20 protein-coding genes and 3 tRNA genes are annotated in these 23,715 nt (G+C 59.6%); 2 read left to right on the forward strand and 21 right to left on the reverse strand.

Going from position 1 to position 23,715, the window contains the following annotated elements; all coding sequences use genetic code 11:
- Position 1 precedes the first annotated feature (1 nt).
- The 9 genes from rplB to rpsL form a co-directional block, all read right to left on the reverse strand.
- A complete protein-coding gene (gene rplB / locus JVX98_RS15070) occupies positions 2 to 838 on the reverse strand; it encodes a 50S ribosomal protein L2 (RefSeq protein WP_043623402.1) in 837 nt (278 codons plus the stop codon).
- Positions 839 to 881: 43 nt separating this feature from the next.
- Positions 882 to 1,175: a 50S ribosomal protein L23 gene (locus JVX98_RS15075; protein WP_034795524.1), complete on the reverse strand. Its 294-nt coding sequence runs from the start codon at positions 1,173 to 1,175 to the stop codon at positions 882 to 884.
- Positions 1,172 to 1,792, reverse strand: a complete 621-nt coding sequence (rplD, locus tag JVX98_RS15080) for a 50S ribosomal protein L4 (RefSeq protein ID WP_034795521.1) — start codon at positions 1,790 to 1,792, stop codon at positions 1,172 to 1,174. The genes JVX98_RS15075 and rplD overlap by 4 nt, the downstream gene beginning before the upstream one ends.
- Before the next feature lie 12 nt (positions 1,793 to 1,804).
- Entirely contained in the window at positions 1,805 to 2,491 is a 687-nt protein-coding gene (rplC, locus tag JVX98_RS15085) for a 50S ribosomal protein L3 (protein ID WP_034795518.1), read from the reverse strand.
- A gap of 139 nt (positions 2,492 to 2,630) precedes the next feature.
- The gene (rpsJ, locus tag JVX98_RS15090; RefSeq protein WP_003507767.1) at positions 2,631 to 2,939 is read right to left on the reverse strand and encodes a 30S ribosomal protein S10; all 309 of its coding nucleotides are present in this window, start codon (positions 2,937 to 2,939) and stop codon (positions 2,631 to 2,633) included.
- A 320-nt stretch (positions 2,940 to 3,259) separates the two neighbouring features.
- Entirely contained in the window at positions 3,260 to 4,435 is a 1,176-nt protein-coding gene (gene tuf / locus JVX98_RS15095) for an elongation factor Tu (RefSeq protein WP_034795467.1), read from the reverse strand.
- Between the two features lie 70 nt (positions 4,436 to 4,505).
- On the reverse strand, positions 4,506 to 6,605 hold the full coding sequence (gene fusA / locus JVX98_RS15100) for an elongation factor G (protein ID WP_192447224.1): 2,100 nt from the start codon (positions 6,603 to 6,605) through the stop codon (positions 4,506 to 4,508).
- A 33-nt stretch (positions 6,606 to 6,638) separates the two neighbouring features.
- Entirely contained in the window at positions 6,639 to 7,109 is a 471-nt protein-coding gene (rpsG, locus tag JVX98_RS15105) for a 30S ribosomal protein S7 (RefSeq protein WP_043626305.1), read from the reverse strand.
- A 77-nt stretch (positions 7,110 to 7,186) separates the two neighbouring features.
- On the reverse strand, positions 7,187 to 7,558 hold the full coding sequence (gene rpsL / locus JVX98_RS15110) for a 30S ribosomal protein S12 (RefSeq protein ID WP_003507760.1): 372 nt from the start codon (positions 7,556 to 7,558) through the stop codon (positions 7,187 to 7,189).
- A gap of 568 nt (positions 7,559 to 8,126) precedes the next feature.
- Between rpsL and JVX98_RS15115 the strand changes: the two genes are divergently transcribed.
- Positions 8,127 to 8,423 (forward strand): hypothetical protein, encoded by a 297-nt coding sequence (locus JVX98_RS15115; RefSeq protein ID WP_034795498.1) that lies wholly within the window; start codon positions 8,127 to 8,129, stop codon positions 8,421 to 8,423.
- A 115-nt stretch (positions 8,424 to 8,538) separates the two neighbouring features.
- On the opposite strand, the gene rpoC is transcribed toward JVX98_RS15115, so the two are convergent.
- The 9 genes from rpoC to JVX98_RS15160 all read right to left on the reverse strand — a co-directional run bounded on the left by rpoC (position 8,539) and on the right by JVX98_RS15160 (position 20,984).
- Positions 8,539 to 12,744 (reverse strand): DNA-directed RNA polymerase subunit beta', encoded by a 4,206-nt coding sequence (gene rpoC / locus JVX98_RS15120; protein ID WP_043626302.1) that lies wholly within the window; start codon positions 12,742 to 12,744, stop codon positions 8,539 to 8,541.
- Positions 12,745 to 12,928: 184 nt separating this feature from the next.
- Positions 12,929 to 17,068 (reverse strand): DNA-directed RNA polymerase subunit beta, encoded by a 4,140-nt coding sequence (rpoB, locus tag JVX98_RS15125; protein WP_192447226.1) that lies wholly within the window; start codon positions 17,066 to 17,068, stop codon positions 12,929 to 12,931.
- A gap of 267 nt (positions 17,069 to 17,335) precedes the next feature.
- On the reverse strand, positions 17,336 to 17,713 hold the full coding sequence (gene rplL / locus JVX98_RS15130) for a 50S ribosomal protein L7/L12 (protein ID WP_034795489.1): 378 nt from the start codon (positions 17,711 to 17,713) through the stop codon (positions 17,336 to 17,338).
- Positions 17,714 to 17,771: 58 nt separating this feature from the next.
- Entirely contained in the window at positions 17,772 to 18,290 is a 519-nt protein-coding gene (gene rplJ, locus JVX98_RS15135; protein ID WP_034795485.1) for a 50S ribosomal protein L10, read from the reverse strand.
- A gap of 329 nt (positions 18,291 to 18,619) precedes the next feature.
- Positions 18,620 to 19,318 (reverse strand): 50S ribosomal protein L1, encoded by a 699-nt coding sequence (gene rplA / locus JVX98_RS15140; protein WP_043626296.1) that lies wholly within the window; start codon positions 19,316 to 19,318, stop codon positions 18,620 to 18,622.
- A 4-nt stretch (positions 19,319 to 19,322) separates the two neighbouring features.
- Positions 19,323 to 19,754, reverse strand: a complete 432-nt coding sequence (gene rplK, locus JVX98_RS15145; protein WP_043626293.1) for a 50S ribosomal protein L11 — start codon at positions 19,752 to 19,754, stop codon at positions 19,323 to 19,325.
- A gap of 209 nt (positions 19,755 to 19,963) precedes the next feature.
- On the reverse strand, positions 19,964 to 20,494 hold the full coding sequence (gene nusG / locus JVX98_RS15150; protein ID WP_034795476.1) for a transcription termination/antitermination protein NusG: 531 nt from the start codon (positions 20,492 to 20,494) through the stop codon (positions 19,964 to 19,966).
- 16 nt (positions 20,495 to 20,510) lie between these two features.
- Positions 20,511 to 20,711 (reverse strand): preprotein translocase subunit SecE, encoded by a 201-nt coding sequence (secE, locus tag JVX98_RS15155; RefSeq protein ID WP_034795473.1) that lies wholly within the window; start codon positions 20,709 to 20,711, stop codon positions 20,511 to 20,513.
- 197 nt (positions 20,712 to 20,908) lie between these two features.
- A tRNA-Trp gene (locus JVX98_RS15160) sits at positions 20,909 to 20,984 on the reverse strand.
- Between the two features lie 254 nt (positions 20,985 to 21,238).
- On the opposite strand from JVX98_RS15160, the gene JVX98_RS15165 reads away from it, so the two are divergent.
- On the forward strand, positions 21,239 to 21,775 hold the full coding sequence (locus tag JVX98_RS15165) for a GrpB family protein (RefSeq protein ID WP_205239093.1): 537 nt from the start codon (positions 21,239 to 21,241) through the stop codon (positions 21,773 to 21,775).
- A gap of 124 nt (positions 21,776 to 21,899) precedes the next feature.
- Here JVX98_RS15165 and tuf (JVX98_RS15170) read toward each other — a convergent pair whose 3' ends face one another.
- The 3 genes from tuf (JVX98_RS15170) to JVX98_RS15180 all read right to left on the reverse strand — a co-directional run bounded on the left by tuf (JVX98_RS15170) (position 21,900) and on the right by JVX98_RS15180 (position 23,534).
- Positions 21,900 to 23,075 (reverse strand): elongation factor Tu, encoded by a 1,176-nt coding sequence (tuf, locus tag JVX98_RS15170; RefSeq protein ID WP_034795467.1) that lies wholly within the window; start codon positions 23,073 to 23,075, stop codon positions 21,900 to 21,902.
- A 277-nt stretch (positions 23,076 to 23,352) separates the two neighbouring features.
- A tRNA-Gly gene (locus JVX98_RS15175) sits at positions 23,353 to 23,426 on the reverse strand.
- A 23-nt stretch (positions 23,427 to 23,449) separates the two neighbouring features.
- A tRNA-Tyr gene (locus JVX98_RS15180) sits at positions 23,450 to 23,534 on the reverse strand.
- Positions 23,535 to 23,715: the final 181 nt, after the last annotated feature.

Raw genomic sequence — 23,715 nt, forward strand, 5'->3', positions numbered from 1 at the left:
CTTACTTCTTCTTCTGGTGGCGCGAGCGCATGATGAACTTGTCGGTCGACTTGTTCGAGCGCGTACGCTTACCCTTCGTGGGCTTGCCCCACGGGGTAACCGGGTGACGACCACCCGAGGTACGGCCTTCACCACCGCCGTGCGGGTGGTCAACCGGGTTCATGACGACGCCGCGAACGTGCGGCTTCTTGCCACGCCAACGCGAACGACCAGCCTTACCGTCATTGATGTTGCCGTGGTCGGGGTTCGACACGGCGCCGATCGATGCGAGGCAGGAACCATGCACCAGGCGCTGTTCGCCAGAGTTCAGGCGAAGGATCGCCATGCCCTGGTCGCGGCCAACGAGCTGTGCGTAGGTACCGGCGGAGCGGGCCATCTGGCCGCCCTTGCCCGGCTTCATTTCCACGTTGTGGATGATGGAGCCGACCGGAATGTACTGCAGCGGCATCGTGTTACCGGGCTTCACGTCAACGGCCTTCTCCGAAGCGATGACCTTGTCGCCGGCAGCGAGGCGCTGCGGAGCGAGGATGTAGGCCTTTTCGCCGTCGGCGTAGTTGACGAGCGCGATGAACGCGGTGCGGTTCGGGTCGTATTCCAGACGCTCGACGGTGCCTTCAACGTCGAACTTGCGACGCTTGAAGTCTACCAGACGATAGGTGCGCTTGTGACCGCCGCCCTGAAAGCGAACGGTGATGCGACCGAGGTTGTTGCGACCGCCCTTGGAAGACAGGCCTTCGGTCAGCGCCTTGACCGGCTTGCCCTTGTAGAGGCCGGACCGGTCAACGATGACCAGCTGACGCTGGCTCGGGGTCGTCGGATTGAAATTTTTCAATGCCATTTTCTTGTTCCCTTTTGGGTTTTTACCCTAATGGGCCTATCCGTTAGAGACCGGTGGAGACGTCGATGGACTGACCGTCGGCGAGCGTGATGACCGCCTTCTTCACGTCCTTCTGCTTTCCGGCAAAGCCGCGGAAACGCTTCGTCTTGCCCTTGCGGACCAGCGTGTTCACGGCCGTAACCTTGACGCCGAACAGAGCTTCGACAGCAGCCTTGATCTCAGGCTTCGAAGCGTCCTTGGCAACGTTGAAGACGACCTGGTTCTGTTCGGAAACCAGCGTCGACTTTTCAGTGATCGAGGGGGACACGATCACGTCGTAGTGGCGAAGATCCGTCATTTGAACCGCTCCTCCAGAGCTTCCACGGCAGCCTTGGAAAGCACGAGCTTGCCACGGCGCAGAATGTCGTAAACGTTGATGCCCTGAACCGGCAGAACGTCCACATTCGGGATGTTCTGGGCTGCGAGCTTGAAGTTGTTCTCGATCTCGGCGCCGCCGATGATGAGAGCGTTGGTGAGGCCGAGCGAGGCAAACACCCCGGCGAGTGCCTTGGTCTTGGCTTCCTTGGCAACGAGATCGTCGATGACGATGATCTCTTCAGCCTTCAGCTTGGCCGAGAGTGCATGGCGCAGGCCGAGAGCACGAACCTTCTTCGGAAGGTCGTGTGCGTGGCTGCGGACAACCGGGCCATGAGCCTTACCACCGCCGCGGAACTGCGGAGCGCGAGCGGAGTGGTGGCGGGCGCGGCCCGTACCCTTCTGCTTGTACATCTTGGCGCCGGTGCGCGAAACTTCCGCGCGGCCCTTGGCCTTGTGCGTGCCCTGCTGCTTCTTGGCGAGCTGCCAGCGAACGACGCGGGCAATGATGTCTTCACGGGGTTCGAGGCCGAAAATGGCGTCCGAAAGGGAAACCTTTCCTGCGTCCTTGCCCTCGAGGGTTTTGACGTTGAGATCCATTACTCGGCTCCCTTACTTCGATGCTTCGGCGCGCACAGCGGCCGGACGCGGAGCGCCTTCCGGGGTGCCCGACTTGATGGCGTCACGAACGACGATCCAGGCACCCTTGGAGCCGGGGACAGCGCCCTTGACCAGGATCAGACCGCGGTCTTCATCGGTCGATACGACTTCCAGGTTCTGGGTGGTAACGCGCGTCTGGCCCATGTGACCAGCCATGCGCTTGCCCTTCCAAACGCGGCCCGGGTCCTGGTTGGAACCGGTAGAACCATGCGAACGGTGCGATACGGAAACGCCGTGCGTTGCACGCAGACCGCCGAAGTTGTGGCGCTTGATGGCGCCGGCAAAGCCCTTACCGATCGTGGTACCGGTGACGTCGACGAGCTGACCGGCAACGAAATGGTTCGCCGTCAGTTCTGCACCGATGTCGATCAGGTTGTCCGCGGAAACGCGGAACTCGACGAGCTTCGCCTTCGGCTCGACGTTGGCAGCGGCAAAGTGGCCGCGCATCGCCTTCGGCGTGTTCTTGACCTTGGAGCGGCCAGCACCGAGCTGGACAGCAACGTAGCCGTTCTTTTCTTCCGTACGCTGGGCTACCACCTGGCAGCTTTCCAGCTTCAAAACTGTAACCGGGATATGCTCACCGGCGTCGTTATAGACGCGGGTCATTCCCACTTTCTGTGCAATCACACCTGAACGCATTGGTTCATTCCTCTTGAGAGTTAGTGACGGAGCGAGCCCCTTCACATCTCTGGTTTAAGGTTTCCTTGAGATCATCCGATCTTGAGGTCGCCCGTTTTTGGAAGCCGTTGGACCGAGGTCCACGTACCTTCCTTGTTTATTAAAGCTTGATTTCCACGTCGACGCCGGCAGCCAGGTCGAGCTTCATCAGCGCGTCAACGGTCTGCGGGGTCGGGTCTACGATGTCGAGAAGGCGCTTGTGGGTGCGCATTTCGAACTGTTCACGGCTCTTCTTGTCGACGTGCGGCGAGCGGTTGACCGTAAACTTTTCAATGCGCGTCGGCAGCGGTACGGGACCGCGCACGCTTGCACCGGTACGCTTTGCAGTCGACACGATTTCACGCGTCGAGGCGTCGAGGATCCGGTGATCAAACGCCTTGAGGCGGATGCGGATGTTCTGGCCGTTCATACGACTTATCCTTGTTCAGGTTACTTGCGGTTTCCGTGGAAAAACACGCAGTGAACTTCGTTTAATTTCGGCCAGTCCGCTAACTTTTCAAAGATCGGAGGGACAGGGTTTCCCCTGCCCCTTCCTATTTGAGCGGCCGTGGCCGGCCTGTCTTTCTGTGAGCGCACAACGCCGAAGCACCGTGCAAATCACGCGTGGGCGCCATTTGCACTATTTCGTCGTCTTCGGCAAGCCGTGCGACCAACTAAATCTTTCGGGGCGGGTATGTCCAAGGCGCATAGCACATGCGCCTTGTGTCTTCCCGCCCTCAGTCTCGTCGATTACTCGACGATCGAGGCAACGATGCCGGCGCCGACGGTACGGCCGCCTTCGCGGATCGCGAAGCGCAGCTTTTCTTCCATCGCGATCGGAACGATCAGCTCAACGGCAACCGTGACGTTGTCGCCCGGCATAACCATTTCCGTGCCTTCCGGCAGCGTGACGATGCCCGTCACGTCCGTCGTGCGGAAGTAGAACTGCGGACGGTAGTTGGTGAAGAACGGCGTATGACGGCCGCCTTCTTCCTTCGTCAGGATGTAGGCTTCTGCCATGAACTTCTTGTGCGGCTTGACCGAACCCGGCTTGCACAGGATCTGGCCACGCTCAACGCCGTCACGGTTAACACCACGGATCAGCGCGCCGATGTTGTCGCCGGCCTGGCCCTGGTCGAGCAGCTTGCGGAACATTTCAACGCCCGTAACCGTCGTCTTCGACGTGTCGCGGATGCCGACGATTTCGACTTCTTCGCCAACCTTGACGATGCCGCGCTCAACGCGACCGGTCACAACCGTACCGCGGCCCGAGATCGAGAACACGTCTTCGATCGGCATCAGGAACGGCTGGTCGATCGGACGCTCAGGCGTCGGGATGTAGGCGTCAACAGCAGCCATCAGCTCGCGGATCGCGTCTTCGCCGATCTTCTTGTCCGAATCTTCCAGAGCAGCAAGAGCCGAGCCCTTGATGATCGGAATGTCGTCGCCCGGGAATTCGTAGGACGACAGAAGTTCGCGAACTTCCAGCTCGACGAGCTCGAGAAGCTCGGCGTCGTCAACCTGGTCGACCTTGTTGAGGAACACGACGATTGCCGGAACGCCAACCTGACGAGCAAGCAGGATGTGCTCGCGGGTCTGCGGCATCGGGCCGTCAGCAGCCGAGCAAACCAGGATCGCGCCGTCCATCTGCGCTGCACCGGTGATCATGTTCTTGACGTAGTCGGCGTGGCCGGGGCAGTCAACGTGAGCGTAGTGACGGTTCGGCGTCTCATACTCAACGTGGGCCGTCGAAATCGTGATACCACGGGCCTTTTCTTCCGGAGCGGCGTCGATCTGGTCGTACGCCTTGAACTCGCCGAAGTACTTCGTGATCGCTGCGGTCAGCGACGTCTTGCCATGGTCAACGTGGCCAATCGTGCCAATGTTAACGTGCGGCTTGTTGCGCTCAAATTTGCTCTTTGCCATTTCCGGCTCTCCGTTTTCTATCCCCTACCGGGGAAAACTTTTAACTTCTGTCAGCGTCTGGGTATTCCGGTCACTTCTGACCGGAATACTTCGCCTGGATTTCCTGCGCGACGTTCGACGGAACCGGCGCGTAGTGATCGAAGGTCATCGTGTACTGCGCGCGGCCCTGAGACATGGAGCGCAGGTTGTCGACGTACTTGAACATGTTCGCCAGCGGAACGTTTGCGTTGATCACAACGGCAACGCCACGCGATTCCTGGCCCTGGATCTGGCCACGGCGGGAGTTCAGGTCGCCGATAACGTCGCCGACGTAGTCTTCCGGCGTTACGACTTCGACCTTCATCATCGGCTCGAGAAGCTGTGCACCAGCCTTCTTGGCCGCTTCACGGAAGCAAGCACGCGATGCGATTTCGAAGGCGAGAACCGACGAGTCGACGTCGTGGAATGCACCGTCGATGAGCGTCGCCTTGACGCCGAGCATCGGGAAGCCAGCGAGCGGACCCGAAGACAGAACGCTTTCGATACCCTTCTGAACGCCCGGGATGTATTCCTTCGGAACAGCACCGCCGACGATCTTGGATTCGAAGACGAAATCTTCGCCATCCGGGTTCGGTTCGAACACGAGCTTGACGCGCGCGAACTGACCGGTACCACCGGACTGCTTCTTGTGCGTGTAGTCTTCTTCGTGCTGACGCGTGATGGTTTCGCGGTAGGCAACCTGCGGAGCACCGACGTTGGCTTCAACCTTGAACTCGCGACGCATACGGTCGACGATGATGTCGAGGTGAAGTTCGCCCATGCCAGCGATGATCGTCTGGCCGGATTCCTGGTCGGTCTTGACGCGGAACGACGGGTCTTCAGCTGCCAGGCGGTTGAGCGCGAGGCCCATCTTTTCCTGGTCGCCCTTGGACTTCGGCTCGATCGCGATCTGGATGACCGGCTCGGGGAATTCCATGCGCTCGAGGATAACCGGCTTCAGCGGGTCGCAGAGCGTGTCACCCGTGGTGGTTTCCTTGAGACCGGCCAGAGCAACGATGTCGCCTGCAAAGGCTTCTTCGATGTCTTCACGGCTGTTCGAGTGCATCTGCAGCATGCGGCCGACGCGCTCGCGCTTTTCCTTGACCGTATTCATCACAGACGAGCCCTTTTCGAGCTTGCCCGAGTAGATGCGTGCGAAGGTCAGCGAACCGACGAAGGGGTCGTTCATGATCTTGAACGCGAGCATCGAAAGCGGCTCGGCGTCGTCAGCATGACGTTCGATTTCAGCTTCGGTCTTGGCGTCGATGCCCTTGATCGCCGGAATGTCGAGCGGCGACGGCAGGTAGTCGACAACCGCGTCGAGAAGCGGCTGAACGCCCTTGTTCTTGAACGCGGTACCGCAGAACATCGGGTGGAACTTCACGTCGATGGTGCCGCGGCGAACGAGTTCGCGGATCTTGTCGTTCGAGGGCATGTTGCCTTCGAGGTAGGCTTCCATCGCGGCTTCGTCGATCTCGACAACGGTCTCGATCAGCTTTTCGCGATATTCTTCAGCCTTGTCCTTCATGTCGTCCGGGATCTCGACGACGTCCCACTGGGCGCCGAGCGATTCGTCGCGCCAGACGAGAGCGTTCATCTCGACCAGGTCGATAACACCCTTGAACTCGGTTTCAGCGCCGATCGGCAGCTGCATGACGACGGCAATCGCGCCCAGACGAGTCTTGATCATCTCGACCGAGCGGTAGAAGTCCGCGCCGGTCTTGTCCATCTTGTTGCAGAAGATCATGCGCGGAACGTTGTACTTTTCCGCCTGACGCCAGACGGTTTCCGTCTGCGGCTCAACACCGGCGTTGGCATCGAGAAGCGCGATAGCGCCGTCGAGAACGCGCAGCGAACGCTCGACTTCGATGGTGAAGTCAACGTGGCCGGGGGTGTCGATAATGTTGAAGCGGCGAGCCTTGCCGTCACGACCCTTCCAGAAGGTGGTCGTCGCAGCAGACGTGATCGTGATGCCGCGTTCCTGCTCCTGCTCCATCCAGTCCATGGTAGCGGCGCCGTCATGGACTTCGCCGATCTTGTGGGACTTGCCGGTGTAGTAAAGGATGCGCTCGGTCGTCGTGGTCTTGCCGGCGTCGATGTGCGCCATGATACCGAAGTTACGGTAATCTTCGATTTTGTATTCGCGTGCCATAGTGGACTGCCTCTTGAGACGTTCGCGCCAGAATTACCAGCGATAGTGCGAGAACGCACGGTTGGCATCAGCCATCTTGTGCGTGTCTTCGCGCTTCTTCACGGCGCTACCACGGTTGTTCGCTGCGTCCATGAGTTCGCCGCAGAGGCGATCAACCATGGTCGTTTCGTTGCGCTTGCGTGCAGCCGTGATCAGCCAACGGATGGCGAGAGCCTGACGGCGCTCCGGACGAACGTCGACCGGAACCTGGTAGGTTGCACCACCAACGCGACGCGAACGCACTTCAACGTGCGGCGCGATGTTGTCGAGCGCGGAATGGAATACAGCGATCGGCTCCTGCTTCAGCTTGGTCTGAACCGCATCGAACGCACCGTAAACGATGCTTTCAGCGACCGACTTCTTGCCGTGCAGCATGATCGCGTTCATGAACTTCGTGACAACCAGATCACCGAACTTCGGATCCGGGTTGATCTCACGCTTTTCTGCTCTATGACGTCTGGACATACTTCTCGTCTCTTCAAACTATTTAGCGCTCTACCACGCGGAGGACCTCGCGCAGCGCCGGGATTTTCAAAACCGAATTACTTCGGACGCTTCGCACCGTACTTCGAACGGCGCTGCTTGCGGTTCTTGACGCCCTGGGTATCGAGAACACCACGGATGATGTGATAACGAACGCCCGGAAGGTCCTTAACGCGGCCGCCACGGATCATCACGACCGAGTGTTCCTGAAGGTTGTGGCCTTCACCCGGAATGTAGCCGATGACTTCGAAGCCGTTCGTCAGGCGAATCTTGGCAACCTTACGCAGAGCCGAGTTCGGCTTCTTCGGGGTCGTCGTGTAAACGCGGGTGCAAACGCCACGCTTCTGCGGGTTTTCCTGCAGAGCAGGAACCTTGTTGCGCTTTACCTGTGCCTGACGAGGCTTACGGATCAGCTGGTTTACGGTAGGCATATACCCATCCCTTGCAAAATCTTGTCACATTACCCTTGCGGGCGGATCGTTGCCGTCGCCGGCAGTTTCGAACGCCTCATGAAATGCGCAAAACAAGGGCCGATCCGCCTTTTCCGCAGATGGCCCCAAATAAAGCAGAGGACGCACTATCGTGTGCGTCGTGCGTGCAGCATTGTAGTCGTCAGCGTGCGTTTCGAACCTTGTTTGAGGCGAACTTCAGAACGCGACGTTCCGAACCAGCCAGCCTCACATGGGCTCCGATGCGGCGGGGTGTACTGATTTCAAGGCGAACAGTCAAGGGCAATTAAGAAATATTCCCGGGCGCGTTCGCCCGGCATGCCTGAAAAACAAGGCTTTTGCACATGGTTTGGCGCTTGGCGCCCGCCTCGTTTGCCCCTCTATGCCCGGAGTGTCTGACGGGATTAAGGAATCGGCAACCACTTTGTGGGGGTTTTCCACCACGATCGACTCGCTCTCCACGGCAAGCGTCCGCGCGGCACTGCATTTCCATCGCGCTGATTCAAAAAGGACGCTAAGGTCGCGCCAAGCCCATTCGAAAGGAAACAAAATGGCCGTCACCCCAGACAACGACAATGCCCCGGACGAGCCGATGGTGTTCATCATCATCGGCAAGGCCTACGAGACCGACGGCGACGAGGACGGCGTGGACATTCACGTGATGCTGAAGGCGCCCGACGACGACACCGCGGTGCGCGAAGCGCTCAACGCGCTCGCCGAAGAAGGTTTTCTGGAGGCCGACCTGGACCAGATCGGCACATTGACCGACGTCCCGAGCGAAGAGCCGCACGCCTCCGCCTATCAGGGCGCACTCGAAGGCGAAGTCGCGATTATCCGCTTCAGCTGACCCGGCAGAGGGGAAATCCGCCGCCTGCTACGAGACATCACACATGAAGAAGCCGCCGGGATTGCTCCCGGCGGCTTCTTTTTTGGGATCAAGAGGGCGAGACCGCCCTCCCCGATTACTCGGCTGCCGCGTTCTCGTTGGCGAGATCGGCGAGCATCGGCGTTGCGACATCCGCACCCGTGCCACGACGACGCTCTTCCAGGATCATTTCGTCGCGCGCGGTTGCGATGCGACGGATCTGGGTCATCGTGCCACCGGTACCGGCCGGGATCAGACGGCCGACGATGACGTTTTCCTTCAGACCCTGCAGGCCGTCGGTCTTGCCGGCGATTGCGGCTTCCGTCAGGACCTTCGTGGTCTCCTGGAACGACGCTGCCGAGATGAACGATGGCGTCTGCAGCGAGGCCTTGGTGATGCCGAGCAGGACCGGATCGCCGTAAGCCGGCTTCTTGCCCTGTTCGATCAGGCCGTCGTTGACGTCTTCGAGCTCGATGCGGTCGACGTTGTCGCCGACGATGTAGGTCGAGTCACCGGCGTCGGTGATTTCAACCTTCTGCAGCATCTGACGGACGATCACCTCGATGTGCTTGTCGTTGATGACAACGCCCTGCAGTCGGTAGACTTCCTGGATTTCGTTGACCAGGTAGGAAGCAAGTGCTTCCACGCCCTTGATCGCCAGGATGTCGTGCGGCGCCGGGTTACCGTCGAGGATGTAGTCGCCCTTTTCGATGTAGTCGCCATCCTGAAGATGGAAGGGCTTGCCCTTCGGGATCAGGTATTCGACCGGCTCGACACCGTCTTCAGCAGGCTCGATCAGAACGCGACGCTTGTTCTTGTAGTCGCGGCCGAAGCGGATCGTACCATCGATCTCAGCGATGATGGCATGGTCCTTCGGACGACGTGCTTCGAACAGTTCGGCAACGCGCGGCAGACCACCGGTGATGTCCTTGGTCTTGGCGCTTTCGAGCGGCGAACGTGCAAGCACGTCACCCTGCGAAACCTTCGTGCCCGGCTCGACCGACAGAATGGCGTCGACCGAAAGCATGAAGCGGGCGTCGCCACCACGCGACAGCTTCATGACTGCGCCGTTCTTGTCCTTGATGACGATCGCCGGCTTCAGATCGGTACCGCGCGGCGTCGAACGCCAATCGATAACCTGACGCTTGGTGATGCCGGTGGACTCGTCGGTCGCTTCCAGAACCGAGATGCCGTCGACGACGTCTTCGAAGTGAACGGTACCTTCCACTTCCGTCATCATCGGACGGGTGTAGGGGTCCCACTCGGCGAGACGCTGACCGCGCTTCACCTTGTCGCCATCGTCGACGAGGATCTTCGAGCCGTAGGCGACGCGCTGCGAAGAGCGCTCGACGCCACGTTCATCCAGGATCTGGACGGCCATGTTACGACCCATGGCGACGAGAACGCCGTCAGAGTTGCGCAGCATGTTGCGGTTCTTGATCTGAACCGTACCTTCGTAAGACGCTTCCAGGAACGACTGGTCGACCACGGTCGCCGTACCACCCAAGTGGAAGGTACGCATGGTGAGCTGGGTGCCCGGTTCACCGATCGACTGTGCGGCGATAACGCCAACCGCTTCGCCCATGTTGACCGGCGTACCACGTGCCAGGTCGCGGCCGTAGCAGACGCCGCAAACGCCCGTCTGGATTTCGCAGGTCAGCGCAGAGCGGATACGGATCGACTGAATACCAGCCTTTTCGATCTCGATGACATCCGGTTCAAGGATCATCCGGCCGGCATCGACGATGCGAGCGCCCGTGACCGGGTGATCGATGTCGTCCAGGGCCGTACGGCCGAGAATACGAGCGCCAAGCGAAGCCACGACCTGACCGGCATCGACGATCGCCGTCATGGTGAGGCCCTTGTCGGTGCCGCAATCGACGGAGTTGACGATGCAATCCTGCGCCACGTCGACGAGACGACGGGTCAGGTAACCGGAGTTCGCGGTCTTCAAGGCGGTGTCTGCCAGACCCTTACGGGCACCGTGGGTCGAGTTGAAGTACTCGTTAACGGTCAGGCCTTCCTTGAAGTTCGAGATGATCGGCGTCTCGATGATTTCGCCCGACGGCTTGGCCATGAGGCCGCGCATGCCGCCCAGCTGGCGCATCTGGTTCGGAGAACCACGAGCACCCGAGTGCGACATCATGTAGATCGAGTTCATCGGCTTCTGGCGACCATTGTCGTCGAACTCGACCGCCTTGATGCGGGCCATCATTTCTTCGGCGACCTTTTCGGTCGCCTTGCCCCAGGCGTCGACAACCTTGTTGTACTTTTCGCCCTGGGTGATGAGGCCGTCGTTGTACTGCTGCTCGTATTCCTTCACGAGCGCTTCAGTGTCGCCGACGATCTTCACCTTGGTGTCCGGAATGACCATGTCGTCCTTGCCGAACGAAATGCCGGCGCGGCAAGCATGGGCGAAGCCGAGCTGCATGATGCGGTCGCAGAAGATGACCGTGTCCTTCTGGCCGCAATGGCGGTAGACCGTGTCGATCATCTTGGAGATGTTCTTCTTGGTCATTTCCTGGTTGCAGGTGTCGAACGGCACGTTGACGTTGCGCGGCAGCAGCTCGCCGATGATCATGCGGCCAGGCGTGGTTTCATAGATCTTCGAAACCGGGTTGCCCTCGGCGTCGACGGTCTTGAAGCGGCCACGGATCTTGGCGTGCAGCGTCACGGCCTTGGTTTCGAGCGCGTGGTGCAGCTCGCCCATGTCCGAGAACGCCATGCCTTCGCCCGGCTCGTTCTGGTTCAGGATCGACAAGTAGTAGAGACCGAGAACCATGTCCTGCGACGGAACGATGATCGGTGCGCCGTTTGCCGGGTGCAGGATGTTGTTCGTCGACATCATCAGCACGCGGGCTTCGAGCTGAGCTTCGAGCGACAGCGGCACGTGAACGGCCATCTGGTCGCCGTCGAAGTCGGCGTTGAAGGCCGTGCAGACGAGCGGGTGCAGCTGGATCGCCTTGCCTTCGACCAGGGTCGGTTCGAAGGCCTGGATGCCCAGGCGGTGCAGCGTCGGCGCACGGTTCAGGAGAACCGGGTGCTCGCGGATGACCTCGTCGAGGATATCCCAGACTTCCGGCTTTTCCTTTTCGACGAGCTTCTTGGCCTGCTTGACGGTGGACGAGAAGCCCTTGGCGTCAAGACGCGCATAGATGAACGGCTTGAACAGCTCGAGCGCCATCTTCTTCGGCAGGCCGCACTGGTGCAGCTTCAGTTCCGGACCCGTCACGATGACCGAACGGCCGGAATAGTCGACGCGCTTGCCGAGCAGGTTCTGACGGAAGCGGCCCTGCTTACCCTTAAGCATGTCGGACAGCGACTTCAGCGGACGCTTGTTGGCGCCGGTGATGACGCGGCCACGACGGCCGTTGTCGAACAGCGCATCGACAGATTCCTGCAGCATGCGTTTTTCGTTGCGGATGATGATGCCCGGAGCGCGCAGTTCGATCAGGCGCTTCAGACGGTTGTTACGGTTGATGACGCGGCGATAGAGATCGTTCAGATCCGACGTCGCGAATCGGCCGCCGTCGAGCGGCACGAGCGGACGCAGATCCGGCGGGATCACCGGAACGACCTTCATGATCATCCATTCCGGGCGGTTGCCGGAATCCATGAAGTTCTCGACGATCTTCAGCCGCTTCATCAGCTTCTTCTGCTTCAGATCCGAGGTCGTCTCAGCGAGCTCGGCGCGCAGGTCGCCGGCGATCTTTTCCAGGTTCATCGAAGCGAGCATTTCATAGATCGCTTCGGCGCCGATCATGGCGGTGAACTGGTCTTCGCCGAATTCGTCAACGGCGAGCATGTAGTCTTCTTCGCTGAGGAGCTGGTTTTCCTTCAGCGACGTCAGACCCGGCTCGGTGACGATGTAGTTTTCGAAGTAGAGAACGCGCTCGACATCCTTCAGCGTCATGTCGAGCAGCGTCGAAATGCGGCTCGGCAGCGACTTCAGGAACCAGATGTGGGCAACGGGAGCGGCGAGCTCGATGTGGCCCATGCGCTCACGGCGAACGCGCGACAACGTCACTTCGACGCCGCACTTTTCGCAGATGATGCCCTTGTACTTCATGCGCTTGTACTTGCCGCACAGGCACTCGTAGTCCTTGATCGGTCCAAAGATGCGCGCGCAGAACAGACCGTCGCGTTCCGGCTTGAACGTGCGGTAGTTGATCGTCTCCGGCTTCTTGATCTCACCGTAAGACCAGGAAAGAATCTTCTCCGGCGAGGCGATCGAAATCCGGATGGAATCGAAGGTCTGTGCAGGCACCTGCGGATTGAAAAGATTCATGACCTCTTGGTTCATGCCTGTCTCCTTTACGGGCTATACGCCCTGAGCTTGGCGAGGGTGCCGACAAATCCCGGGCGCCGGCCCCTGCCCCATAAACAGCTAAAACCGCATTGGCTGCGGCTTCGTTCCTGCCGGAGACGTCAGCGTCTTCCGGCGGAAACGGTGCGCGCCGCATGAGCGGCACGCACCTTGGGTCTCTTTACTCGGCTGCGTCGGGCAGTTGCGCCGCGCCAGCCTCGTCGACCTTCGAGTTTTCGAGCTCGACCGAAAGGCCCAGCGAGCGCATTTCCTTGACGAGAACGTTGAAGCTCTCCGGAATGCCCGCTTCGAAGGTATCGTCGCCACGGACGATCGCTTCGTAGACCTTGGTACGACCGGCAACGTCGTCCGACTTCACCGTCAGCATTTCCTGCAGGGTGTAGGCGGCGCCGTACGCTTCGAGCGCCCAGACCTCCATTTCCCCGAAGCGCTGACCGCCGAACTGCGCCTTACCACCGAGCGGCTGCTGGGTGACGAGCGAGTACGGACCGATCGAACGGGCGTGGATCTTGTCGTCGACCAGGTGGTTGAGCTTCAGCATGTAGATGTAGCCCACGGTCACCTGGCGGTCGAACTGATCGCCGGTACGGCCGTCATAGAGCGTCGACTGACCGGTCACCTTCAGACCTGCCTGCTCCAGCATCTCGTTGACGTCGGCTTCGACAGCACCGTCGAAGACCGGCGTTGCGATCGAAACGCCGCGACGGGTCTGCTCGGCCAGGCGCACGATCGACTCGTCGTCGTACTGCTTGATCGGCTCACCCTTCGGGCCCGACCCGATGACGCTGTCGATGGTGTCGCGCAGCGGCTGGATATCGGCACCTGCCTTGTAGGCGTCAAGCATCGCGCCGATCTTCTGACCCATGCCGGCGCAAGCCCAGCCAAGGTGGGTTTCGAGGATCTGGCCGACGTTCATGCGCGAAGGCACGCCGAGCGGGTTCAGAACGACGTCGACATGCGTGCCGTCTTCCAGGAACGGCATGTCTTCGATCGGCACGATACGCGACACGACACCCTTGTTGCCGTGACGGCCGGCCATCTTGTCGCCCGGCTGGATCTTGCGCTTCACAGCGACGAAGACCTTGACCATCTTCATGACGCCCGGAGGCATTTCGTCGCCGCGCTGGACCTTCTCGACCTTGTCCATGAAACGCTGTTCAAGGCGCGACTTGGATTCGTCGTACTGGGCGCGCAGAGCTTCGATCTCGCCCTGAGCCTTTTCGTCTTCGACGGCGAACATCCACCACTGCGAGCGGGGGTATTCGCTGACGACGAGGTTCGAAAGCTCGGTGCCCTTCTTGAAGCCCTTCGGGCCGGCAACGGCCGTGTGACCACGCAGCATGTCGACGAGGCGGGCATAGACGTTGCGGTCCAGGATCGCCTGTTCGTCGTCACGGTCCTTGGCGAGGCGTTCGATTTCCTCGCGCTCGATCGCCATCGCGCGCTCGTCCTTCTCAACGCCGTGGCGGTTGAAGACGCGAACTTCGACGACGGTACCGAAGGTGCCCGGGGGCATGCGCATCGAGGTGTCGCGAACGTCGGAGGCCTTTTCACCGAAGATGGCGCGCAGAAGCTTTTCTTCCGGCGTCATCGGGCTTTCGCCCTTCGGCGTGATCTTGCCGACGAGGATGTCACCCGGCTGAACCTCAGCACCGATATAAACGATACCGGCTTCGTCGAGGTTGCGCAGCGCTTCTTCCGAAACGTTCGGAATGTCGCGGGTGATTTCTTCCGGACCCAGCTTGGTGTCACGCGCCATCACTTCGAATTCTTCGATGTGGATGGAGGTGAACACGTCGTCGCGCACGATCCGCTCGGAGAGCAGGATCGAGTCTTCGTAGTTGTAGCCGTTCCACGGCATGAACGCGACGAGCGCGTTGCGGCCGAGAGCCAGGTCACCGAGGTCGGTCGACGGACCGTCAGCGATGATGTCGCCCTTGTTCAGGATGTCACCGACGGTGACCAGCGGGCGCTGGTTGACGCAGGTGTTCTGGTTCGAACGCTGGAACTTCTGCAGACGATAGATATCGACGCCCGACTTCGACGGATCGAGGTCTTCCGTGGCGCGGATAACGATACGGGTCGCGTCAACCTGGTCGACGACACCGCCACGGCGGGCAGCAATTGCTGCGCCGGAGTCGCGGGCAACGACCGGCTCCATGCCGGTACCGACGAACGGTGCTTCGGCACGCAGCAACGGCACGGCCTGACGCTGCATGTTCGAGCCCATCAGTGCGCGGTTGGCGTCGTCGTTCTCAAGGAACGGGATGAGCGCCGCTGCGACCGAAACGAGCTGCTTCGGCGAAACGTCCATCAGGTTGATGTTGTCGCGCGGCGCCAGCATAACTTCGCCGGCGTGACGGCAAACAACGAACTCTTCAGCGAACGAACCGTCGTTCTCGAGAATCGAGTTTGCCTGGGCAACGTGGTACTTCGCCTCTTCCATTGCGGAGAGATAGACGACGTCGTTCGTCACCTTGCCGTCAACGATCTTGCGGTACGGGCTTTCGATGAAGCCGTACTTGTTGACGCGGGCAAAGGTTGCAAGCGAGTTGATCAGACCGATGTTCGGGCCTTCCGGCGTTTCGATCGGGCAAATACGGCCGTAGTGGGTCGGATGAACGTCGCGGACTTCGAAGCCGGCGCGCTCGCGGGTCAGACCACCCGGGCCAAGAGCCGAAAGACGGCGCTTGTGGGTGATTTCCGAAAGCGGGTTCACCTGGTCCATGAACTGCGACAGCTGCGAGGAGCCGAAGAACTCGCGAACGGCGGCAGCAGCCGGCTTCGCGTTGATCAGGTCCTGCGGCATGACCGTGTCGATTTCGATCGAGGACATACGTTCCTTGATCGCGCGCTCCATACGGAGCAGACCGAGACGGTACTGGTTCTCCATGAGCTCGCCGACCGAACGAACACGGCGGTTGCCGAGGTTGTCGATGTCGTCGATCTCGCCCTTGCCGTCACGCAGCTCGACCAGCATCTTGACCACGGCCAGGATGTCTTCCTTGCGCAGGATGCGCACGGTGTCGGCCACTTCGAGGTCGAGACGCATGTTCATCTTGACGCGACCGACGGCCGAAAGGTCGTAGCGCTCGGCATCGAAGAACAGCGTGTTGAACATGGCTTCCGCGGAATCCATGGTCGGCGGTTCACCCGGACGCATGACGCGGTAGATGTCGAACAGGGCGTCCTGACGGTTCTCGTTCTTGTCTACGGTCAGCGTGTTGCGGATGTAGGCACCGACATTAATGTGGTCGATGTCGAGAACCGGAATCTCGTCGAAACCGGCCGAGAGGATGACCGGAAGGGTCTTCTCGTCGATTTCGTCGCCGGCTTCGAGGTAGATTTCACCGGTGCTGAAGTTGACGACGTCTTCGGCAAGGTAGTTGCCGTAGAGATCATCATTGGTCGCCTTGAGCGCCTTCAGGCCCTTTTCCTGCAGCTGGCGAAGCAGACGCGGGGTCAGCTTCTTGCCGGATTCGACAACGACTTCGCCGGTGTCGGCGTCGATCATGTCGGCGAGCGTCTTCTGGCCCTTCAGCGCATCCGGCTGGAAAGGCACGCGCCAACCTTCGCCGTCGCGCTGGTAGAGCGACTTCGTGTAGAAGGTGTCGAGGATTTCCTCGCCGTCCATGCCGAGCGCCATCAGCAGCGACGTCACCGGAATCTTGCGGCGGCGGTCGATACGGGCGTGAACGATGTCCTTGGCGTCGAACTCGATATCGAGCCAGGAACCGCGGTAAGGAATGACGCGGGCTGCAAAGAGCAGCTTGCCCGACGAGTGGCTCTTGCCCTTGTCGTGGTCGAAGAACACGCCCGGCGAACGGTGCATCTGCGAAACGATGACGCGCTCGGTGCCGTTGACGATGAACGTACCGTTGTCGGTCATGAGCGGCATGTCGCCCATGTAGACGTTCTGTTCCTTGATGTCCTTGATCGACTTTGCGCCGGTATCCTCGTCGATATCGAACACGATGAGGCGCAGCGTCACCTTGAGCGGCGCTGCGTAGGTCAGATCGCGCTGACGGCATTCCTCGACGTCGAACTTCGGCGGCTCGAATTCGTACGAAACGAATTCAAGCATCGATGCGCCCGAGAAATCCTTGATCGGGAAAACCGACTTGAAAACAGCTTGAAGCCCTTCATCAGGGCGACCGCCCTTGGGCTCTTCAACCATCAGAAACTGGTCGTAGGATGCCTTTTGAACCTCGATGAGGTTCGGCATTTCTGCGACTTCTGGAATTTTACCAAAAAACTTGCGTACGCGCCTGCGACCGTTAAACGAAAGGGTCTGAGCCATCGTCGCTCCTTGTCAATCTTGCATCCGGGCCTGCAACGGACGGGAACCGATGGCCAGTCGACCCCGTCAATCAATGAGTAGTTCAATCTCGTCCAACCAACGAAAAACGCTCAGCGCGGATTGCTGTGCTGCCTTCCGTTCGAGACCATCCTCTTGAAGAACCCATTACCCAAAAGCCGTTTTTCGACAGGCTTTTGGGTAATATGTTCTAAAAACGGTCAAAGAGAGGCGGCCTGAAAAGGCCACCTCCCCTTGCATGTAGCCGAATTACTTGACGTCAACCTTGGCGCCAGCGTCTTCGAGCTTCTTCTTGAGGTCAGCAGCTTCAGCCTTGGAAACTGCTTCCTTAACCGGCTTCGGAGCGCCTTCGACCAGGTCCTTGGCTTCCTTGAGGCCGAGGCCGGTGATGCCGCGAACTTCCTTGATGACGTTGATCTTGTTGGCGCCAGCGTCAACGAGGATAACGTCAAACTCGGTCTTTTCTTCTTCAGCAGCAGCCGGAGCAGCAGCGCCGCCAGCAGCAGCGACAGCTACCGGAGCAGCAGCCGAAACGCCCCACTTCTCTTCGAGCAGCTTGGAAAGCTCAGCAGCTTCCAGAACGGTCAGCGAGGAGAGGTCTTCAACGATCTTTGCGAGATCAGCCATTTTACTTTTCCTTTTGTTCGGTTCGAACTGGTTTTAAATACAACAGCGAAAATCCGCCTTAGGCGGCTTCGTCCTTCTTGGCATAGGCCGAGAACACGCGAGCAAGCTGGCTTGCCGGTGCCTGTACAACCGTTGCGACGCGGGTTGCCGGGGCATTGAGAAGGCCCAGCAGCTTTGCGCGCAGCTCGTCGAGCGAAGGCAGGGTCGCGAGCGACTTGACTGCTTCGGCGTTGAGCGTGGTCGTGCCCATGGCGCCACCGAGAACAACGAGCTTGTCGTTGGTCTTGGCGAAATCCATGACAACCTTAGGAGCCGTGATCGGGTCTTCGCTGTATGCAATCAGCGTCTGACCCTTGAAGAGATTCGTCATCCCTTCCGACTCGGTGCCCTGAAGAGCGATCTTGGCCAGGCGGTTTTTCGCGACTTTGACGGTGCCGCCAGCAGCGCGCATCTTCGAACGGAAGTCGTTCATCTGCGCAACTGTGACACCAGCATAGTGGGCCACGACAACCGAACCGGAAGCCTTGAAGACTTCGTTCAGCTCCGTGACGAATTCGCGTTTTTCCGCTCTTTCCACTGTCTGTCTCCAGTAGACAGGGTTGCAATAATGCAGCCCCATCGGGTTTGCCTTTGTCACCCGAGATCTGCTCGATCCCTGATAACGCTTAAGGATCCTGTCCCTTGGCGTTCCCGGAAGAGCCGGGTCTGACACAAGGCAAGCGAGGTTCGAACCGAATTTCGACGCCTCCGGCGCCATAGTGAAATTCAGATCTTACCCGTCTCATGCAGGCCGAAGTGATTAAGGTATAACCACCCGCAATCTCGGACAGGAGTTCCGGACTTGACGTCCGGATTCCCGGCCCCGAAAGGCCGGGAATTCAGTCTCGGGCCGAAGCCCGAAATTCATTAGGCGACGCTGAGCGTGGCGGGGTCGATCTTGAGACCCGGGCCCATGGTCGACGAAATCGCAACGCGCTTGACGTAGTTGCCCTTGGCACCCGTCGGCTTCGCCTTGACGACAGCGTCAGCAAAAGCACGGATGTTTTCTTCCAGTGCCTTGGCGTCGAAGGACGCCTTGCCGATGCCAGCGTGAACGATACCGGCCTTCTCGACGCGGAATTCAACGGCGCCGCCCTTGGAAGCCTTGACGGCACCAGCGACATCCATCGTAACCGTGCCGACCTTCGGGTTCGGCATCATGCCACGCGGGCCGAGAACCTTACCGAGGCGACCGACGAGCGGCATCATGTCCGGGGTGGCGATGCAACGATCGAAATCGATCTTGCCGCCCTGGACGATTTCGACGAGCTCTTCTGCGCCAACGACGTCAGCACCAGCAGCCTTGGCTTCATCAGCCTTGGCGCCACGTGCGAAAACGGCGACGCGAACCGAGCGGCCGGTGCCGTTTGGCAGGTTGACAACGCCGCGGACCATCTGGTCAGCGTGGCGCGGGTCAACGCCGAGGTTCATCGCGACTTCGATGGTTTCGTCGAACTTGGCAGTTGCGCGTTCTTTGACCATCGAGACGGCTTCGGTGAGGCCGTAGATCTTCGTCGGGTCAACGCCCTCGCGGGACTTCTGTACTCGCTTTGCAATCTTCGCCATGGTCTTAGCCTACCACTTCCAGGCCCATAGCGCGGGCGGAGCCCTCGATCATGGCCATTGCGCCTTCGATATCGGCAGCATTGAGATCCTTCATCTTGGCTTCGGCGATCGACTTGATCTGAGCCTTGGTGAGCTTGCCGGCCGAACCGCCCTTACCGGGGGTCTTCGAACCGGACTGGATCTTCGCTTCCTTCTTCAGGAAGTAGCTGACCGGCGGCTGCTTCATGACGAAGGTGAAGGACTTGTCCTGGTAATAGGTGATGACGACCGGGATCGGCATACCCTTTTCCATTTCCTGCGTGGCGGCATTGAACGCCTTGCAGAATTCCATGATGTTAATGCCACGCTGACCAAGCGCAGGACCGATCGGCGGGGACGGATTGGCCGACCCAGCCTTCACCTGCAGCTTGAGCTGGCCTGCAACTTTCTTAGCCATTTCTCTCTGCCTTTCTGAAATCCCCTTGCGACGGATCGCACCGAGGATCAATTGCGCCGGTTTCCCGACTTGTGCCGATCACGGGGGATCGGCGGCTGCGGTTGCGTGGTGCGGAACATCCGACCCGGCTAAGGCCGGCATCCTTCCACGCGCATGCGGATTTCTCCGCCAGAATGGGCCGAAACCCACCCTATCCTTTTAAGGCCTTATCAGACCTTTTCGACCTGACCGTATTCCAGTTCGACCGGGGTCGCGCGACCAAAGATCGAAACTTCGACCTTGAGGCGCGAACGCTCTTCGTCGACATCCTGAACGACGCCGTTGAACGAAGCGAACGGACCATCCGAAACGCGAACCTGTTCGCCGATCTCGAACGAGACCGAAGGCTTCGGACGCTCGACACCATCCTGGACCTGGCCGAGGATGCGCTCGGCTTCATGGTCCGGAATCGGAACGGGCTTGCTGTCGGTACCGAGGAAGCCGGTTACCTTCGGCGTGTTCTTGATGAGGTGGAATGCCTCGTCCGTCAGATTGGCGCGAACCAGAACGTAGCCCGGGAAGAACTTGCGCTCGGCATCGACCTTGCGGCCCCGACGCACTTCGACAACCTTCTCGGTCGGCACGAGAATCTTCTCGAACAGATGCTCGAGACCCTTCTGCTTGGCCTTTTCCTCGATCGATTCAGCGACCTTCTTTTCGAAGTTCGAATAGGCGTGAACAATGTACCAGCGCGCAGCCATACTAGCCTCCACCCAATCAAGCGCCAACGTTGAGGATGAGGCCGATCGCCCAACCCATCAACTGGTCCGCAGCAAAGAAGAAGGCAGCGGCAAAAAAGACCATGACGAAGACCATCAGCGTCGAGATCATCGTCTCGCGCCGAGAGGGCCAGGTCACTTTCGACGTCTCAGAGCGAACCTGCTGCAGAAACGTTACCGGATTCGTTTTGGATGCCATGTAATGCTCACGCCATTACGGCGCGTAAAGCCGATGATTCAGCCCCACGCACCGCGTGTCTGTTTGGACCCTACATAAAGACCGATTCTGAAAACCACAAGAGCCAATCAGTCTTTTCTGTGAATTTCGTCGATCGGCTAACCGATCCTTAAACTTACTCTGCCGAACCCTCAGCGCTTATGCAAGCCTGGAGAGAATGGCAGGGGCAGAGGGGCTCGAACCCCCGACCTGCGGTTTTGGAGACCGCCGCTCTACCAACTGAGCTATACCCCTATTCGGCTGCGTGCCCGTTCAACAACGTGTCGCCGCCTCAAGTCAGCGGCTTCATATTCAGTTTGCCGGAGGATGACAAGCGCCTTTCACCGAAGAAGCAAAAAAATCCTCATTCAATTGCATCTATCCCCTGCCCTGCCGGTCGGAGCACCCAACAGTGAAAGGCAAGTCATTGCCGCGCCACTCAGAAATGGTCGTGGCACGGCCGGCATTCGCTATGCTGCCGGCAGCACCCCTCATCGGAATCGATTCGCATGTCGCGCATCACGCTGGTCGAATATGATCCCCTCTGGCCGTCGCTCTTTGACGAGCAGGCGCGTTTCATCACCGCCCTGCTCTCGCCTTTCGTCCGCGAGATCCATCACATCGGCAGTACGGCGATACCGGGACTGGCTGCGAAGCCGAAAATCGATATCGATGCGGTGATCACGGACCCAGGGGCACTGCCGGAGCTCAGCGCGCGCCTCAGCAAGGCAGGCTACGCCTGTCACGGCGATCCGCACGCAAACGGCTTGCGGACGTTTACGGCGGCAACGTTCCCCTATGGTACGCGGCTCTATCTCTGTAGGGACGACAACGCCACTCATGCGGAGCGCATGCTCTTTCGCGATGCGCTCCGAGAGAACCCAGATCTCGCCCGCCGCTACGAGACGCTGAAAAGGCAGCTCGCGAGCGAGGCTGAGGGCGATTGGGATATCTACACCAACGGCAAGCGCGGCTTCATCGCAGCGGTCCTGGCGACTTGCTCGACGAAAAAGGCCCCGCCGTCGCCGGCGGGGCCTTCCTACTGAGATCTAATCAGCAGATTACTCGACGATCGACGCAACGATGCCGGCGCCGTGTGCAAATCGCGCTTGCGCGCCATTTGCACCTTTTTTGCTGCCGTCGGCAGCTTACGGCATCGCCTTTCGATCGTTACTCGACGATCGAGGCAACGATGCCGGCGCCGACGGTACGGCCGCCTTCGCGGATCGCGAAGCGCAGCTTTTCTTCCATCGCGATCGGAACGATCAGCTCAACGGCAACCGTGACGTTGTCGCCCGGCATAACCATTTCCGTGCCTTCCGGCAGCGTTACGATGCCCGTCACGTCCGTCGTGCGGAAGTAGAACTGCGGACGGTAGTTGGTGAAGAACGGCGTATGACGGCCGCCTTCTTCCTTCGTCAGGATGTAGGCTTCGGCCATGAACTTCTTGTGCGGCTTGACCGAACCCGGCTTGCACAGGATCTGGCCACGCTCAACGCCGTCACGGTTAACACCACGGATCAGCGCGCCGATGTTGTCGCCAGCCTGGCCCTGGTCGAGCAGCTTGCGGAACATTTCAACGCCCGTAACCGTCGTCTTCGACGTGTCGCGGATGCCGACGATTTCGACTTCTTCGCCAACCTTGACGATGCCGCGCTCGACGCGACCGGTCACAACCGTACCGCGGCCCGAGATCGAGAACACGTCTTCGATCGGCATCAGGAACGGCTGGTCGATCGGACGCTCAGGCGTCGGGATGTAGGCGTCAACAGCAGCCATCAGCTCGCGGATCGCGTCTTCGCCGATCTTCTTGTCCGAATCTTCCAGAGCAGCAAGAGCCGAGCCCTTGATGATCGGAATGTCGTCGCCCGGGAATTCGTAGGACGACAGAAGTTCGCGAACTTCCAGCTCGACGAGCTCGAGAAGCTCGGCGTCGTCAACCTGGTCGACCTTGTTGAGGAACACGACGATTGCCGGAACGCCAACCTGACGAGCAAGCAGGATGTGCTCGCGGGTCTGCGGCATCGGGCCGTCAGCAGCCGAGCAAACCAGGATCGCGCCGTCCATCTGCGCTGCACCGGTGATCATGTTCTTGACGTAGTCGGCGTGGCCGGGGCAGTCAACGTGAGCGTAGTGACGGTTCGGCGTCTCATACTCAACGTGGGCCGTCGAAATCGTGATACCACGGGCCTTTTCTTCCGGAGCGGCGTCGATCTGGTCGTACGCCTTGAACTCGCCGAAGTACTTCGTGATCGCTGCGGTCAGCGACGTCTTGCCATGGTCAACGTGGCCAATCGTGCCAATGTTAACGTGCGGCTTGTTGCGCTCAAATTTGCTCTTTGCCATGGGTACGTTTCCTGTGGTCAAGTATGAATAATGATCAGCCGGCAGGGCCGGTTTGTGGAGCCGTTTAAGGGTTTCAGGGGATTTGCGCAAGACTTAATTGCGCGCGCCCGGACCGGCCACCGCTGGCCTTTTCCTGCAGATATATAAGAAGCCCGCAACGCCGGCACAAGATTGGGCATCATCGCGCCGCGAATCGCTGCGTTTGCAGAGCATTCAAGCGCTTAGCGGCGAATGTTTATTCGCTACATTAATCTGAAAGGAAGGAGGACACCGCTATTGGAGCGGGTAGCGGGAATCGAACCCGCGTATTCAGCTTGGAAGGCTGCTGCTCTACCATTGAGCTATACCCGCGGGCCTTCGATCCAGAAGCAGAATGGTGGAGGGAGTTGGATTTGAACCAACGTAGGCTGAGCCAACGGATTTACAGTCCGTCCCCTTTAACCACTCGGGCATCCCTCCATTATTCTGTCGGGATCTTTCGACCAAGCATTTGAGATCGTGAGACAACCAGCGACTTGTCGGTGCCGCTCTCGATCTGTGGCCGGGTATATGACTGCCTCGTTTCGTCCTGTCAACACGGCTCGGTGCAAAAAATCCGATTTTCTCCACAGCCGCAAAATTACCCCCGGCGCGGAAAACC

The sequence above is a fragment of the Ensifer sp. PDNC004 genome, from assembly GCF_016919405.1.
GTDB lineage: Bacteria > Pseudomonadota > Alphaproteobacteria > Rhizobiales > Rhizobiaceae > Ensifer.

What these genes read in the sequence shown, in the direction of transcription:
- rplB (WP_043623402.1), bottom strand. Translation starts at nt 838, where the DNA reads ATGGCATTGAAAAATTTCAATCCGACGACCCCGAGCCAGCGTCAGCTG.
- JVX98_RS15075 (WP_034795524.1), bottom strand. Translation starts at nt 1,175, where the DNA reads ATGACGGATCTTCGCCACTACGACGTGATCGTGTCCCCCTCGATCACT.
- rplD (WP_034795521.1), bottom strand. Translation starts at nt 1,792, where the DNA reads ATGGATCTCAACGTCAAAACCCTCGAGGGCAAGGACGCAGGAAAGGTT.
- rplC (WP_034795518.1), bottom strand. Translation starts at nt 2,491, where the DNA reads ATGCGTTCAGGTGTGATTGCACAGAAAGTGGGAATGACCCGCGTCTAT.
- rpsJ (WP_003507767.1), bottom strand. Translation starts at nt 2,939, where the DNA reads ATGAACGGCCAGAACATCCGCATCCGCCTCAAGGCGTTTGATCACCGG.
- tuf (WP_034795467.1), bottom strand. Translation starts at nt 4,435, where the DNA reads ATGGCAAAGAGCAAATTTGAGCGCAACAAGCCGCACGTTAACATTGGC.
- fusA (WP_192447224.1), bottom strand. Translation starts at nt 6,605, where the DNA reads ATGGCACGCGAATACAAAATCGAAGATTACCGTAACTTCGGTATCATG.
- rpsG (WP_043626305.1), bottom strand. Translation starts at nt 7,109, where the DNA reads ATGTCCAGACGTCATAGAGCAGAAAAGCGTGAGATCAACCCGGATCCG.
- rpsL (WP_003507760.1), bottom strand. Translation starts at nt 7,558, where the DNA reads ATGCCTACCGTAAACCAGCTGATCCGTAAGCCTCGTCAGGCACAGGTA.
- JVX98_RS15115 (WP_034795498.1), top strand. Translation starts at nt 8,127, where the DNA reads ATGGCCGTCACCCCAGACAACGACAATGCCCCGGACGAGCCGATGGTG.
- rpoC (WP_043626302.1), bottom strand. Translation starts at nt 12,744, where the DNA reads ATGAACCAAGAGGTCATGAATCTTTTCAATCCGCAGGTGCCTGCACAG.
- rpoB (WP_192447226.1), bottom strand. Translation starts at nt 17,068, where the DNA reads ATGGCTCAGACCCTTTCGTTTAACGGTCGCAGGCGCGTACGCAAGTTT.
- rplL (WP_034795489.1), bottom strand. Translation starts at nt 17,713, where the DNA reads ATGGCTGATCTCGCAAAGATCGTTGAAGACCTCTCCTCGCTGACCGTT.
- rplA (WP_043626296.1), bottom strand. Translation starts at nt 19,318, where the DNA reads ATGGCGAAGATTGCAAAGCGAGTACAGAAGTCCCGCGAGGGCGTTGAC.
- rplK (WP_043626293.1), bottom strand. Translation starts at nt 19,754, where the DNA reads ATGGCTAAGAAAGTTGCAGGCCAGCTCAAGCTGCAGGTGAAGGCTGGG.
- nusG (WP_034795476.1), bottom strand. Translation starts at nt 20,494, where the DNA reads ATGGCTGCGCGCTGGTACATTGTTCACGCCTATTCGAACTTCGAAAAG.
- secE (WP_034795473.1), bottom strand. Translation starts at nt 20,711, where the DNA reads ATGGCATCCAAAACGAATCCGGTAACGTTTCTGCAGCAGGTTCGCTCT.
- JVX98_RS15165 (WP_205239093.1), top strand. Translation starts at nt 21,239, where the DNA reads ATGTCGCGCATCACGCTGGTCGAATATGATCCCCTCTGGCCGTCGCTC.
- tuf (WP_034795467.1), bottom strand. Translation starts at nt 23,075, where the DNA reads ATGGCAAAGAGCAAATTTGAGCGCAACAAGCCGCACGTTAACATTGGC.